The organism is Panacibacter microcysteis, from assembly GCF_015831355.1.
Lineage (GTDB): Bacteria > Bacteroidota > Bacteroidia > Chitinophagales > Chitinophagaceae > Panacibacter > Panacibacter microcysteis.
The window spans coordinates 1,937,495-1,953,246 of the sequence record NZ_JADWYR010000001.1; the positions used below are offsets into that span (position 1 = coordinate 1,937,495).

The 15,752-nt window shown below is 40.9% G+C and carries 10 protein-coding genes; 7 read left to right on the forward strand and 3 right to left on the reverse strand.

Annotated elements, in window-relative coordinates; translation table 11 throughout:
- Nucleotides 1-63 precede the first annotated feature (63 nt).
- Nucleotides 64-519: an FKBP-type peptidyl-prolyl cis-trans isomerase gene (locus I5907_RS07820; RefSeq protein WP_196990158.1), complete on the reverse strand. Its 456-nt coding sequence runs from the start codon at nt 517-519 to the stop codon at nt 64-66.
- Nucleotides 520-732: 213 nt separating this feature from the next.
- On the opposite strand from I5907_RS07820, the gene I5907_RS07825 reads away from it, so the two are divergent.
- The 4 genes from I5907_RS07825 to rplS all read left to right on the forward strand — a co-directional run bounded on the left by I5907_RS07825 (nt 733) and on the right by rplS (nt 5,295).
- Nucleotides 733-1,992 carry an exo-beta-N-acetylmuramidase NamZ family protein gene (locus I5907_RS07825; protein WP_196990159.1) on the forward strand — a complete coding sequence of 420 codons (1,260 nt, stop codon included), beginning with the start codon at nt 733-735 and terminating at the stop codon, nt 1,990-1,992.
- Nucleotides 1,993-2,038: 46 nt separating this feature from the next.
- Nucleotides 2,039-2,962 carry a methionyl-tRNA formyltransferase gene (gene fmt, locus I5907_RS07830; RefSeq protein ID WP_231401994.1) on the forward strand — a complete coding sequence of 308 codons (924 nt, stop codon included), beginning with the start codon at nt 2,039-2,041 and terminating at the stop codon, nt 2,960-2,962.
- A 348-nt stretch (nt 2,963-3,310) separates the two neighbouring features.
- Complete coding sequence (rny, locus tag I5907_RS07835; protein ID WP_196990160.1) at nt 3,311-4,876, forward strand: ribonuclease Y; 1,566 nt, start codon at nt 3,311-3,313, stop codon at nt 4,874-4,876.
- A 68-nt stretch (nt 4,877-4,944) separates the two neighbouring features.
- Nucleotides 4,945-5,295, forward strand: coding sequence for a 50S ribosomal protein L19 (gene rplS / locus I5907_RS07840; protein WP_196990161.1), 351 nt, complete (start codon nt 4,945-4,947; stop codon nt 5,293-5,295).
- A 275-nt stretch (nt 5,296-5,570) separates the two neighbouring features.
- Here rplS and I5907_RS07845 read toward each other — a convergent pair whose 3' ends face one another.
- Complete coding sequence (locus I5907_RS07845; RefSeq protein ID WP_196990162.1) at nt 5,571-7,568, reverse strand: S9 family peptidase; 1,998 nt, start codon at nt 7,566-7,568, stop codon at nt 5,571-5,573.
- 108 nt (nt 7,569-7,676) lie between these two features.
- Between I5907_RS07845 and I5907_RS07850 the strand changes: the two genes are divergently transcribed.
- From I5907_RS07850 to I5907_RS07860, 3 genes are all read left to right on the forward strand, one after another.
- Nucleotides 7,677-8,399 carry a hypothetical protein gene (locus I5907_RS07850; RefSeq protein WP_196990163.1) on the forward strand — a complete coding sequence of 241 codons (723 nt, stop codon included), beginning with the start codon at nt 7,677-7,679 and terminating at the stop codon, nt 8,397-8,399.
- Between the two features lie 171 nt (nt 8,400-8,570).
- Nucleotides 8,571-10,850, forward strand: a complete 2,280-nt coding sequence (locus I5907_RS07855; protein WP_196990164.1) for a S41 family peptidase — start codon at nt 8,571-8,573, stop codon at nt 10,848-10,850.
- 109 nt (nt 10,851-10,959) lie between these two features.
- Entirely contained in the window at nt 10,960-13,410 is a 2,451-nt protein-coding gene (locus I5907_RS07860; protein ID WP_196990165.1) for a T9SS-dependent choice-of-anchor J family protein, read from the forward strand.
- A 288-nt stretch (nt 13,411-13,698) separates the two neighbouring features.
- Here I5907_RS07860 and uvrB read toward each other — a convergent pair whose 3' ends face one another.
- A complete protein-coding gene (uvrB, locus tag I5907_RS07865) occupies nt 13,699-15,735 on the reverse strand; it encodes an excinuclease ABC subunit UvrB (RefSeq protein ID WP_196990166.1) in 2,037 nt (678 codons plus the stop codon).
- Nucleotides 15,736-15,752: the final 17 nt, after the last annotated feature.

Genomic DNA, 15,752 nt, shown 5'->3' on the forward strand with positions numbered 1-15,752 from the left:
GCATAAAAAATACTTGCATAAAAAAGCCCGGCATAAGCCGGGCTTTTTTATCACATAAAGTTTTTATGGCATAATGATCAAAGGACTTTTACCTTCAATATTTACCATTTCAATATCAAAAATTAATTCTTTGCCCGCCAGCGGGTGGTTAGCATCAAGCACCACCGCATCTTCTTTCACATCAGTAATAACTACAGGAAATTGTTGCCCCTGGCCGTTACTCATGCTAAGCGTCATACCAACTTCAGGTTTCATATCCGGCGGAAAACGATCCATCGGAAATTCCATCAGCAGGTCATCCTGGAAAGGGCCGTAAGCTTCCTCTGCAGATATATTAATCGTCTTTTTTTCTCCCACACTCATGCCCACAACACCACTATCAAAACCAGGAATCATCATGCCTGCGCCCACTTCAAACTCAAGTGGTTCACGGCCTTCCGAAGAATCGAATGTTGTGCCGTCTGTCAATTTTCCATGGTAATGAACCTTAACTGTATCTCCGTTTTTTACTTGTTGCATGTAAATGTCTTTTTATTTTTTTTGAGGTCAGCTTTTGGCCTGCTGTCAGCACCTGTTGCGTCGCACTCTTGTGCTGTAGATCATTGGGCGACTGTAGTACGCGGTTCGATCAGCAATGTATCTAGCTTGTCCGTTTAAAGGCTGCAAGGTAAGTTTATCTGCCTGCACAGGCAATTATTTTTAGTTAACTTTCGCCCTTTATAAGTTGCAGGCATGTATAAAAAAATGTTGTTCTTACTGGCAGTTTTCTTTCCCGTAATGCTGTTCGCACAATCTGCAGATCATGCAAACATATACCCCGGTGCGTACCAGCTAAATGAATACATCCCATTACTAAAGGGCAAACGGGTAGGAATATTTGCCAATCAAACATCTGTTATTGGCAATACACATCTCGTGGATACGTTAAAAAAACTTGGCGTAACTATCACAAAAATATTTGCACCGGAGCATGGTTTTCGTGGAACGGCAGATGCAGGCGAGCATATCAAAACATACGTAGATAAAACCACCGGAATTACAGTCGTTTCGTTGTATGGTGCCAAAGTAAAACCCGCCGGTACAGATGTAAACGATGTAGATGTTCTGCTGTTTGATATACAGGATGTAGGCGTACGTTTCTACACCTTTATCTCATCGTTGCAGTATTTTATTGAAGGTGCCATAGAAAATAATTTACCGTTAATAATACTTGACAGGCCAAATCCCAACGGCTTCTATGTAGATGGTCCGGTGCTAGAGCCGGGCTACAAAAGCTTTGTAGGTATGCAGCCTGTACCTGTGGTTTACGGAATGACAATAGGCGAATACGCGAAGATGTTATTGGGAGAAAATATGTTGCCCTGGAAAACTTCCCGCAAGAGTGATGGCAAAATTTCAATGGCTGAAGTCCTCGGTTTTGAGGAAGAGCACAACAACTTCAGGCTTACTGTTATAAAATGCAAAAACTATACACATAAAAGCCGGTATATATTACCAGTAAAACCATCACCCAATCTCGCAGATATGAATGCGATCTACTGGTATCCTTCCACTTGTTTTTTTGAAGGGACTGTTTTAAGCGAGGGCAGGGGTACAGAGTACCCTTTTCGCATCTTTGGTCATCCGGATCTGCCAGACTCACTATATGCATTTACACCAAAAACCAATGCAGGCGCACAGGAGCCCAAACTAAAAGATAAGCGCTGTTACGGATGGAACATTGCAGGCTTAAAAGCACCGGCGCAGGTACAGCTCGATTGGTTGATCAATGCCTACCGGCTCTTTCCCGATAAGGCCCATTTTTTCATCTTACCCAGGAAGATTGATGCAGATCCATCTGACTATTTTTTTAACAAGCTTGCCGGTAATCAAACATTGATGCAGCAAATAAAAGATGGCCTGTCTGCAAAAGAAATATGCGCAAGCTGGCAGCCCGCTTTGAATGCTTTTAAAGCCACCAGGAAAAAATACCTGCTTTACACAGACTTTTAACCGTCTCATATTTTCCGGTATAGATTTACAATTGTTCTTTTGCAGTATGCAAAAGGATCTAAGAATTGTATTTATGGGTACTCCCGAATTTGCTGTAGCTTCTTTAAAAGCATTGGTTGAAAACGGGTACCATATCGCAGGTGTTATTACAGCGCCGGATAAGCCTGCCGGCCGGGGCATGAAGATGACGGAAAGCGCCGTTAAGAAATACGCCGTTGAAAAAGGCATCCCGGTACTGCAACCTGAAAAATTAAAAAATCCTGGCTTCCTGCAGCAGTTGCAGTTGCTCAGGGCAGATGTACAGGTTGTAGTAGCGTTCCGCATGTTACCGGAAGTGGTATGGAACATGCCTCCTATGGGAACTATAAACGTGCATGGATCTTTGCTGCCACAATACAGGGGTGCGGCACCCATAAACTGGGCAATTATAAATGGTGAAAAAGAAACTGGCGTAACAACTTTCAAACTGCAACACGAAATTGATACTGGTAATATTTTGCTGCAAAGAACCATTCCTATACATGAAAATGAAACCGCAGGAGAGTTACATGATAAAATGAAAGAGGTTGGAGCAGCCCTGTTGGTAGAAACAATACAAAAACTGGCCGGTGGTAAGCTTGCAGAAGCACCTCAAAAGGTGGTAAGCAATGATCTGAAACATGCTCCTAAGCTTTTCACCGAAACATGTAAAATAGACTGGACTAAAAGTGTGGATGACATTCATAATTTAATAAGAGGGCTTTCGCCCTTTCCCGGAGCGTACACAATGCTAAATGGAAAAACTTTTAAAATTTATAAGTCGTCAAAAGAAAAGACAGTCTTAAACGATGCCGCAGGTAGTGTGACAACCGATCACAAAACCTACATAAAGTTTGCATGTAAGGATGGATACATTTATGCAAACGATATACAACTGGAAGGTAAAAAGAGGATGGCTGTACAGGATTTTTTGCGGGGGAATAAAGTGTAAAACATAAAAAAATTTCTCAAAGAATAAAAGCCCCGGACAGGGCTTTTATCAAAAGATTTCGGAAGAGGGATACATTTGAGTTTTGAAGGGGACGGTACTAAAAACGGACTGATTATATTAAGGCAAATCAGATACCATATTTAAATTTTATAATGTGTAATTATAAAACAAATTGTTATAAATATATTATTTCATAATGCTTCCGATAAGTGGAATTTCATTTCCATAATTTGGAATATACTAATCGATTGTTATTTTAATCCTTTAATTATCTTCGCAGATTACCGTTTATCTTGAGAATGATAAAGGTTATGACATCTAGAAAGAATTATTTAAAAACCCAAAAGCATGGATCAGAATGTTGTGTATATTATAATTGGTTTGATTGCACTGATTATAGGTATAGTTGCAGGTAAGTTTATTTTTGCGAAGAACACACAAAAGCAGGTAGATGACGCAAATGCGCAGGCTCAGAAAATAGTTTCAGAAGCAGAGTTGAAAGCAGAAACTATAAAAAAAGAGAAAATACTGGAGGCAAAAGAAAAGTTTGTACAATTAAAAGCAGAGCACGACAAGGAGGTTTTAGACCGGAACAGGAAAATGAGCGACGCTGAAAACCGGATTAAACAAAAAGAGATTGGCATCAATCAGAAAGATACCGCTCTTGACAAACAGATTCGCGAAAATGAAACAATTAAAGAAAACCTGAATCGCCAGATTGAAGTAGTTAACCAAAAGCGCAATGAGCTCGAAAAACACCAGGAAGAACATATTCGCCGCCTGGAAAAGATTGCCGGACTAACAGCAGACGAAGCAAAATCCCAGTTGGTGGAAAGCCTTAAGCATGAAGCCCAGACACAGGCGCTGGCGCTGCAGCAGGAAATTATTGAAGATGCAAGGCAGAAAGCTAATAAAGAAGCCAGGAAAATTATTATTCAATCCATTCAACGTACTGCAGCAGAGCAAACAATCGAAAACACCGTTACGGTCTTTAACCTCGAAAGCGACGAGATCAAAGGCCAGATCATCGGCCGCGAAGGACGTAATATCCGCGCAATTGAAGCTTCTACCGGGGTAGATCTTATTGTAGATGATACCCCAGAAGCAATCGTGCTCTCTTCATTTGACCCGCTTCGCCGTGAGATTGCACGGTTAAGTTTACAACGCCTCGTAGCAGATGGCCGTATTCACCCCGCACGTATAGAAGAAGTGGTTGAAAAAACCCGCAAACAACTCGAAGAGCAGGTAATGGAAATAGGAGAGCGGACAGTAATAGAATTAGGCATACACGGCTTACATAAAGAACTGGTAAGAATTGTAGGAAAAATGCGCTTTCGTTCTTCCTATGGGCAGAATCTGCTGATGCACAGCCGCGAAACAGCAAATCTTTGCGGTATTATGGCTGCAGAGCTGGGTCTTAATGTAAAGCTGGCTAAACGTGCAGGCCTGCTGCATGATATAGGCAAGGTGCCGGATGAAGAAACTGAGCTGAGCCACGCATTGCTCGGCGCAAAGCTTGCCGAAAAATATGGCGAAAACCCTGCAGTGGTAAATGCTATCGGCGCACACCACGATGAAATGGAAATGCAATATGTTATTTCACCCATCATACAGGCTTGCGATGCCATCAGCGGTGCACGGCCAGGCGCAAGGCGTGAAATAATGCAACAGTACATTCAACGTATAAAAGACCTCGAGAATCTTGCTATCGCATATCCTGGTGTGGAAAAAGCTTATGCCATACAGGCGGGCCGTGAGTTGCGTGTAATTGTTGAAGCCGATAAAGTTGGCGATGCAGACAGCGACAAACTGAGCTTCGAGATAGCACAAAAGATACAGACAGAAATGACCTATCCCGGTCAGATAAAGGTTACAGTGATCCGCGAAAAACGAGCGGTTAACGTAGCGAGGTAAAAAATTATAAATAAAGGCATTGAGTTAAGGTAAAACTCCTTACCTTTGCCGTCCTTAAATTTTAAGTCATGAACGCAGCAGTTCAATTTGTACACGAGCAGCTTACTGCAAAAAAAACATTTCCAAAGTTTAAAGCTGGTGACAATGTCACCGTTAACTATAAAATTGTGGAAGGTGGTAAAGAACGTATCCAGAGTTTTCGTGGAGACGTTGTGAAATTACAGGGTACAGGCGCTACGGCCACTTTTACTGTACGTAAAATATCTGATGGCGTGGGCGTAGAAAGGGTATTTCCTTTCTTTTCTCCAAACGTAGATTCTGTACAGTTAAATAAAGTAGGTAAAGTACGCCGTGCTAAATTGTACTACCTCAGAGGCCGTAGCGGTAAAAGCGCAAGAATCAAGGAAAAACGTATGTAGTTTTATCCCAAACATATTAGAGGCAGCAGTTTTTATTAAAACTGCTGCCTTTTTGTTTTTGTACCCGGCTGCATTACTACTATTAAGCTTTGGTTGCGTCGCACTCTTATGCGCTTTATTCTTTATTCAGCCATGTGAACCTGCATCTCTTATTAAAAGCTGGTCTAATGCCATAATGAAGACTGAACCTGAGTGCTCAATAGCATTATACAGTACAAGAGTGCGACGCAACGGAAGCTCAATGCTTAACTAAATGCCTGGCCCATCATTGCCTTTTATTGCAGGTATTTATTAAACCAGTTGATATAGTTTTTGTATTTAAAAACCTCGTAACTCGGAATATTTAAACCATGATTTTGTTTTGGATAAATGATTAGCTGGGTTGGAATGCCATTGCTTTTAAGCGCCTGGTACATTTGTTCTGCACCTGCAACAGGCACATTGAAGTCATTTTGCGAAGCCATAAATAAAGTGGGTGTTTTTATTTTGTCTGCTTTAAAGAACGGGTATGAAATTTTTATCCATTTATCAATATTTTTCCATGGTACACCAAGCTCCATTTCGTACTGCGTAATGTATTGGTCAGTGCCGTAAATACTTAGCTGGTTAGCGCTTCCCGCACCGCTGCATGCTGCTTTAAAACGTGTGTTTGATGCGATAATATAATCTGTAAGAATACCACCGTAGCTCCATCCCCCCAAACCCATGCGGTTTTCATCTATAATGCCCTGGCCAGCCAGGTAATCAACGGCACCCATAAGGTCCATTACTTCTTTATTGCCCCAGTCAGCATAAATGGCCTTAATGTAGTCTACGCCACGGCCGCTGCTGCCACGATAATTGACCTGCGCAACTGCATACCCGGCGCTGGCAACGCTTTGCGGAACAATATCAAATTCATAATCATCCTGCGCCACAGGACCGCCATGTATGTACAATACAAAAGGTAGCTTTTGGCCGGGAACTGCATTGGCCGGTTTATATAATATGCCCGAAACAAGTGTACCATCTTTGCTCTTACTCTGGAAACTTTCTACGGTGGGTAACTGTAGCGGGGCAAGAAAAGCATCGTGCGTATGCGTCAGGCGTCGGGTACTACTGTTTTCAACAACAAACAGTTCAAATGGCAGCTGCGGTTCACTCATCAATGCTACCCAACCATCTGCAGCGGGATTGGCAGCAAGATCGAATGTGGCACGTTTACCATCAGACAACTTTTTCATTGTACCAGTTGATATATCGAAGGCTACTACATTACTCGATCTGTCATCTTCCATTAGTGTAGCAATATATTTACCATCATTGCTCCATGCAATATTTGTTACCGGTCTGTCAACGGCTTTTGAAAGAAGATTTGGTGCGCCGCCGCCGGCATTTATTACGGCAAGTATATCATGGCCATACATGGTATATGGCAAATCGCTGCTGCTTTGCAGGTATGCGATGCTTTTGCCATCCGGGCTAAAAAACGGGTGATGATCTTGCCCGGCCCATGAGGTTAGTTGTTTTATGGGTGCATGGGGTGTTGCATCCATCGCATAAATATCTGTGTTCTCATTCTTGTCGGGGTCTGCCGTGCGGTTACTGGTAAAAACAATTTGTTTTCCATCGGGGCTAAAGTCAGGCTCTGTTTCATCATAAACACCGTTGGTAAGTGTATCAACCGCACCGGTTTCAACATCCAGCATGTACAGGTGTTTGGCGCGCCTGTCCAGGTAGCCAATGTAATCCTGTTTAAAATGATAGCGGTCCATAACATATGGTTTTCTGATGCCAGACTCCGCTGTATCAGCAAAGTCCTGGTCTTTAACAACCATCAGCATTTTTTTGCCATCGGGCCGCCATACATAGTCATCAATATCGCCTGTAACCGCAGATATTTTTTTTGCTTCGCCACCACGCCTGTCGAGCAGCCAAAGCTGGCTTAATCCTTCTGTTGTTTTATCTTCTGTTCCATCTTTACGTGAAGAAAGAAAGGAAAGGTATCTGCCGTCCGGACTAAATTTTGGGGCGGATTCATCTTCTTTCGTAAAGGTTAACTGAACCTTTTCTTTTCCGTCCCAACTGATCATCCATAAATTATTATCCCTTGCGTCTTTACCGGTATCCACAGTACTTACAACATATACCACCCACTTGCCATCTGGTGATACCTGTGCACCACTTACTTCCTGAAGGCGATAAACATCTTCAGGTTTAAGAGGTCTTTTGTTTTGTGCATGGGAGATATAAACAATAAAGGAAACGGCAAAAAACAGCAACGCTTTTCTCATAATAAGCATTTATGGTAAGAAACTAAATGTATGAAAAAAATAAAACAGCATCACAGTACATAAACCTGAAAATCATTTATTATTGTTGGGCTTATTAAAAATTATTTTATGGCTGAGCAGGAAGTTGTTAAACATACAAAAGCGGTTTACAAAGCATGGAATAATCCGCATACCGGCTGGAAACATAAGTTGAAGGAAATACTGGTAGAGATACTCATCATAGTGTTTGCCGTGTCCCTTTCCATATGGTTGCATGGCCTTAGTGAAAAAAGCCACAACAGACACGAGGCAGAAGCTTTTCTCACAGGGCTTCGTACAGATTTACAAAGAGATGTGCAGGAAATGAAGAATGATATGGCATCATACAGGGAGGTACTTTATGGGTCACGGTATTTTGCAAAAGTTGCTTATGGCGATACGCTTAATACCGATAGCCTTAATAATTATAAGTTCCTTTTTCACAATACAACAATGTTAAGCCCGAATACAAGTCGCTTCGAAGGGCTGAAAGCTTCCGGCAAACTTGATATAATCGAGCAGAAAGAACTCCTTGCAGATATACTTGATTTTTACCAGGAAAATATTCCTTTTCTAAACATGCTTAACCAAGGGTTTAATAGTTATAAAACCGGTGTTTTAGGTGTCTATCTCGATCAGAATCTTGTAGTAGATAAAAATGATAATGGCAACTGGCTGCAGGTACTTAGAACGCCATACATGCAAAATGCTTTACGAAGATCAAATGGAATTGAGGAAATTTTGTTACAATACAAAGCAACAATAGATGAGGCAAACAAGATTATAGCAGAGATAGATAAAGAATATAAATAAGATTATGTAGCCGGCTGCATTGCTGCTATTAAGCTTTTGTTGTGTCACTCACTTGTACTGCAAATCTTTATTCTGCATATGATGCAGGCATTCTGAAATTGCTGTAGTGTACAATCTTTAAAAGTCGTCTCAAATAATAGCTTTTTACAATTTACACCGCAACCAAATAACATGAGAAAGTTTTTTCTTTTGCTGATCATCTCTTTACCATTCACAACTTTTGCACAAAAAAATTATAGCAATGCAGAAATACAAAGGCTTGCAGAACTTGGGAAAGTATGGGGAATGCTGCACAATTTTAGCCCTGCAATGGCCAGAGGAACTATTGCAACAGATAGTCTCATAACAGATGTTGCGGAAGCACTGGCAAACGATCCATCTGCAGAAACTTTAAAGAGCGGCTTATCAAAAATGCTGGCAAAACTTCATGATCCACTTACACATGTTATGCATGATGCCAATACAACTGTTACAATCTTTACAGAGAGCGACAGCATTCCATCTTATTATGAATTGGAAGGAGATGTTATATATATCGCCTATCCAACCGGCTTTGCCGTTTATGATACTGCAAAGAAATTACCGTGGATGAATTTAAAAAATCTTGCACGTTATAAAGGCATTGTATTAGACCTGCGGAATAAAAACAACGAAAACGGTGATTACGCATTCACAGAAAAGTATGGTGCAGAAATTTTAAACAGCATCATAGATGACCAGTTGCGCCTGCCAATGTCTCAATTTCGTTACCAGGCCGGTTTTCTTGATCAGAAAGACCAGACGGTTGGCAACAACGTTTATAGCGCCGGATGGTATACAACAGCAGCAGACATATTTCCATCTCATAAGAAAGAAACGGTAATAAAAAGTAACATATGTTTTGTTGTAAACAAATTTACCGGCGGAGAGTTGCTTGCATACATCATTGCATTGCAGTCAGCAGGCAAATGCAAAATAATTTTTGAAGGAAATGCTGAAGATTACACCAATGGTATTGCTATTGATTACGTCACCGATATTGATAGTGTTAAGCTAAAAATTCGTGTAGGCGATTTGCTTACAAAAAACGGCAATATTATCGGCGGACCAGATCTTATAATGCCGGAGATAAGTGATAAGAAAACATTCTTCGATCAATGTACCCGCCTTACATTAAATACAACACCTGATAAAAAAGATGTTGGTGCTGCTTTGTACATACATCCTTATCCAACCTTGCATGAAAAGGACATGTTTGTGCCTGTCGGGCTCCGTTTGTTTGGTTTATACAATTATTGGAATGCAATCAGGTATTTCAATCCCAATATGCATTTGATCAAACAATCATGGGATAGCGTGCTCACTGAATTTATTCCACGTTTTATTAATGCCACTGACTCGGCAACCTACTATTTCACCATAAGAGATCTGGGTAGTCGCATACATGATTCACATGGTTTTTTCGGGCGGTTACCAGCTATGCCCGGTGTTACGGCACAATTCGGTTTTACGGTTCCGTTGTCAATTAAATCAATTGACAACCGGTATTATATTGTTGCAAAAGACACTGCCCAACAATTAAAAGATTTTTGGTTGTGGGATGAAGTAACGCACATTGATGGTATTCCGGTAAATACATATAAACAAAAATTCCGGACAAGATTTGCGGCCAGTAATGAGTGGACTTTCGAACGTGATGTAACCGGCAGAATACTTTTAAGCGGTGCAAAAAATAGCATTGTACAACTCTCCATACAGCGCAAAGGCAGGCAAATTATTATTCCTGCAACAAGAAGCAGATCTGATTTTTATCCTGATTATAAAACAATCAACTTTTATAATAAACACAAAGACATAGAAATATTGCCTGGCAATATTGGCTATGTCAACATGGACATTTTGAATACAGATCGCATTGATAAATTATTCGACACACTCATGCATACAAAAGCAATTGTATTCGACATAAGGAATTATCCTAATGGAACAGCATGGAGCATTGTGCCACGTCTTGCCGTGCATGATTCCGTTGCTGTTAAATTTGGCAAACCATATGTTACATACGAAAGCATTTACCTGCAGCCACAGGTAACTGTAAAGACTGATTATTTTATCGTAGATGCAGATAAAACGAAACCTCCTTATAAAGGAAAGATCATCATGCTTTGCAACGCAGAAACCCAGAGCCAGGCCGAATATACGATCATGATGTTTCAGGGAGCTGCGGGTAAACGTGTAACTGTTATTGGCAGCCCTACCGCCGGTGCAGATGGTAATGTAACATCTATAACATTACCCGGTGGTTTTCAGACTTACTTTTCGGGTATGGAAGTTTTATATCCTGATGGTAAGCTTACGCAACAATGCGGTATAAGAATAGACATACCTGCAAAGCCTACTCCTGCTGGTTTACAAGCCGGGAAAGATGAAGTGCTTGAGCGTGCAATTACATTTATTGAAACAGGTAAATAGCGATTACAAATACTTTTTTATAGCATAGCTTCCACTGGTAATTGAGGTGATTAATCTGTGGTAATATTATTATCTTGTACCTATTCACAACCTCCAAAACATTACTGCTATGCAAAAGAGCTTTACCCGTTTGTTATTGCTGGTACTACTGATTTTTTTCGGCTTGCAGGTTTCTGCACAACTATTGTTAAAGGAAGATTTCGAATCTGCAAAAGTGCCTTTGCCTCCTTCAGGATGGTCAACACCTTATACAGGTAATGCAAACTGGCGCAGTCTTGATGGCAACAGTTATGAAGGCTTGCAATGTATGTTTCTGGACCGCAGTTATTATGGCGATCAGGCTGATGCATGGCTCATTAGTCCCAAATTTAATTTAACTGTCGGCAAACGTTATAGTATTTCTTTCTATTATAAAAACCAGGTAAACAACCGTAACACGTTGCAGGTTACGTTGGGTAACGATACCACTGCTGCTTCACAAACAGAAGTGTTGGAAACAACCACTTTTAATTCTGCACTGTACACAAAAATGCAGATCAACTATACGCCTAAAACTTCCGGCGGCAGGCATCTTGGTATACATTGTATAACACCAACAACTTATACTTATGTATATGTTGATTATGTTGTAATAGAAGAAGTTTCCTGTTTTGAACCATTGAACGTTACAGTAGATATCAACAGCATTACAACCAGTACTGCAAATGCATCGTGGAAAGCAAGTGCGGGAAGTACATTTGAATATGGTGTAAGTAAAGACACTGTGCCGCCAACGGAAATAACTGTAACAACAGGTAATAATGTAACGCTTACCAATTTGCAGGCCTCAACACAGTATTATCTTTTTGTAAGAAGTTCTTGTGGTGCAACAGAAAAATCCAATTGGCAGATAAAAGAATTTGCAACTGCCTACGATACATCAGTAGTTGAAACGCTGAACTGTGGTACAATAATCAAACAAAATTTTGTAGCCAATACCGGTTTATATACCAATTCATTTTGCGAGCAGGAAGGATACTCTCTTGAGTTCTTCCATAAGTTTACACCAACAACTTCTGGTTATTACAATTTGAATATTCTTGAAGTAAATACAGGACAGTCCGTAATCTTTGCTTACAAAGAAGCCGGTGAACGAATAGGTCCGGGTGGCTGGACATGCATTGGCACAAGCGATGCAGGCAGTAAATATTCTTTCGGTCCATTGGTAGCAGGCAAAGAATATTATATCATTGAAAAAGCAGTTAGGTCAGTTGGTTTCCCTTCATCATTTAAGTTTTCTGTTGATTGTTATTCACAGCCGCCCGCAAATGATGATTGCAGTAATGCCACTCAAATTGTTGCTACAACTTATGACACTGCATGTAACGGAACAAAATTAACAACAATCGGTGCGACCAAACAGGAATTGAAAGGCGGCTATAAAACATGTGGCGTTTCATTTGAAGATGATGATATATGGGTGAAGTTTAAAGCAACAGGCCATGCACAATTGTTCCGGTTCACAGATATGGTTTATACAAATCCATACCAAAGTATTTTACGCCCTGGTATGTATTTCAATATCTATAGTAAACAATGCGATCTCTCCAGTATTGTAGATTGTGGTTGGATAGACATCAGGCAAGGCATGCCGAAAGAGATATATTCTTACCTGCTTAAGAAAGACTCAACGTATTACATACGCATGTTTACAGGAGATTTGCTTTCTTACGCCACATTTAACATGTGTATTATGGATCTTGATGTTAGTAAAGGCATTGAAAATACATGCCAGCAAGGTTTGCCGTTTACCATCAACCGCGATTTTGGAAATTATAATACACAGAAGTGGGTGCCTTTGACAAACGATAAATATAAACTGATCGCACAGGTGAATGCCAATACAAATAATCTTAATGAAGTTTCAAGTGGTCTATTTATAAATAGTGGCACTGTAAGATCTGCTGGCGGTACTTATTACCTTGATAGAAATTTTACATTACAAAGTGTAGGTACACTAACCAAAAAAATAGCAGTTCGTTTATACATTACAAACAAAGAACTGGAACGGCTAATAGCGCAACCTGGTTCAGGTGTTAACAGTATCAAAGACCTGAATATTACACAGAACAATGATAACTGCGCAGCAAACTTTACCGGTGCTGCTACAAACTTTATCAGGCAAAAGGCAAGTGGAGAATATGGTACAGAATACAAGTACATAGAGTTTTATACCGATCATCTTTCTTCATTCTATCTGCATGGCGGTAACAAGCCTTTAAGCGCTAATGCTTCCATCACCGCTGTTTCAGCAGATGCAGTAAAACAAAATGTAAAGGCCACTGTTTATCCGAATCCTTTTACAAGCAGCTTTCTCGTTACTCTTAATGAAAAACAGCCTGTGCATGTAGCTATAACTGTTGTTGATATGCAAGGCAATATTTTAAAAGCTGTTAACAGAAACGTGGATGCAGGCCCAACACAGATAAACATTCCTGCTAGTGAACTTGCAAAAGGTTTGTACACATTAAAGATTCAAAAAAGTAATGGTGTAGAATATATCAAGGTCATCAAACAATAAAAAGGGTAGTTTACAATAAAAAAGATCACGCAAAAGCGTGATCTTTTTTTTAAATGTTTATTTGGTCAGCTATATTGCTACTATTGTGCTTTGGTTGTGTCACTCACTTGTACTTTCTGTTGGCTCTTCAACAGGACGAAGCTGAGTTTCATACCAGGTACAAATGCAGGTCAGAGAAACTTATTATAACTGCATAAATAGTCTTCGCATTGCTCAATAAAGTTTCAAACGTACAAGCGTGCGACGCAACAGGCGATGCCATAAAATGCTACTGCCGGGTACATAAAATTACTTCATTGCTTCAAGCTCTTTTTGCAAACGAAACATCTCATCTCTTAATCTTGCAGCCTCAATAAAATCCAGGTCACGTGCTGCTTTTTCCATCTGTTTCTTTGTTTGGCTGATTGCCTTTTCCATTTGAGGAATGGTTTTATATACCTCCTGCTCCTCAGCAGCGTGTTGCACAAGACCTTCATCTGCACCAATGGCATATGGGTTCTTTTCGTTAAAGCCTTTGATATCAAGCACGGAGGTCTGTTTCATAATTTGCTCAATCGATTTCTTGATTGTCTTTGGCGTAATGTTGTGTTGTATGTTATATGCAACCTGTTTTTCACGTCTGCGTGTTGTTTCGTCAATTGTTCTTTGCATACTCTCCGTCATCTTATCGGCATAGAAGATCACAAGTCCGTCAACGTTACGCGCAGCACGCCCGGCAGTTTGTGTAAGTGATCTTTCATTACGTAAAAAGCCTTCTTTGTCAGCATCAAGAATGGCAACCAGGGAAACCTCCGGCAGATCAAGCCCTTCACGTAAGAGGTTAACGCCAACCAACACATCAATGTCACCCAAACGCAACTGCCGCAGTATTTCCACGCGTTCAAGCGTATCAACATCGCTGTGTATGTATTTAGATTTAATGTTGATGCGGTGCAGGTATTTGTCCATTTCTTCTGCCATGCGTTTGGTAAGTGTTGTAACAAGCACACGGTCGCCTTTCGTTACACGTTTATCGATTTCATCGAGCAGGTCATCAATCTGGTTTACACTGGGTCGTATTTCAATAGGTGGGTCCAGCAGGCCTGTAGGGCGCACTACCTGTTCAACTACCACGCCGCCTGTTTGCTCAAGTTCGTAATCGCCCGGTGTGGCACTTACAAAGACTGTTTGACCGATGAGGCTTTCAAATTCATGAAAATTGAGTGGCCGGTTATCGAGGGCAGAAGGTAAACGAAATCCGTAATCAACAAGAATGAGCTTACGGCTTCTGTCGCCACCATACATGCCAGCAACTTGTGGAACAGTCTGGTGACTTTCGTCTATAATGCAAAGAAAATCTTTTGGAAAATAATCGAGTAAACAGAATGGTCTTGTGCCGGGATGACGACGATCAAAAAAGCGTGAATAGTTTTCAATGCCATTGCAGTATCCCAGTTCACGAATCATTTCAAGATCATATTCCACACGTTCTTTCAGGCGCTGCGCCTCAATAAGTTTACCCACGCTTTTAAAATATTCTGTCTGGGCTGTCATCTCATCCTGGATCTCGTGCATAATGCTTTGCAGCATGTCTTTAGGTGCTATGTATAGGTTTGCAGGAAAGATAGCTGCGTTATCTACTTTTTCGATGCGTTTATTGGTGGTTACATCTATGGTTTCTATTTCTTCTATTTCATCGCCAAAGAACGTTATGCGGTAGCCATAATCCACGTATGGCAAATTGATGTCAACTGTATCGCCTTTTACCCGGAACGTACCACGCTTAAATTCAATTTGTGTTCTCGAGTATAAACTATTTACAAGCGAATGCAGGAAGCCTTGTCTCGAAATGGTCTGACCGCGTTCTATACGTACGATACCGTTTTCAAAATCAGTTGGATTACCTATGCCGTAGATACAGCTAACGCTGGCAACCACAACTATATCCCGTCGCCCGGTAAGCAAAGCTGCCGTGGCCTGCAAACGAAGTTTGTCCAGTTCTTCATTTATGCTCAGGTCTTTTTCAATGTACACATCGCTGACGGGCAGGTAAGCTTCGGGCTGGTAATAATCATAGTAGCTTACAAAATATCCTACGGCATTGTCCGGAAAGAACTGTTTAAACTCTCCGTACAATTGCGCCACGAGGGTTTTGTTATGTGTAAGAACAAGTGTAGGCCGCTGTACATTCTGAATAACATTGGCCATGGTAAATGTTTTACCACTGCCTGTAACACCAAGTAGTGTCTGGTATCTTTCGCCATTTATCAATCCTTCGGTTAACTGTTGAATGGCGCCCGGCTGGTCTCCGCTCGGCTCGTATGGCGCATGTAATTTGAAAGGCATACTGCTAAGTTAGCAAG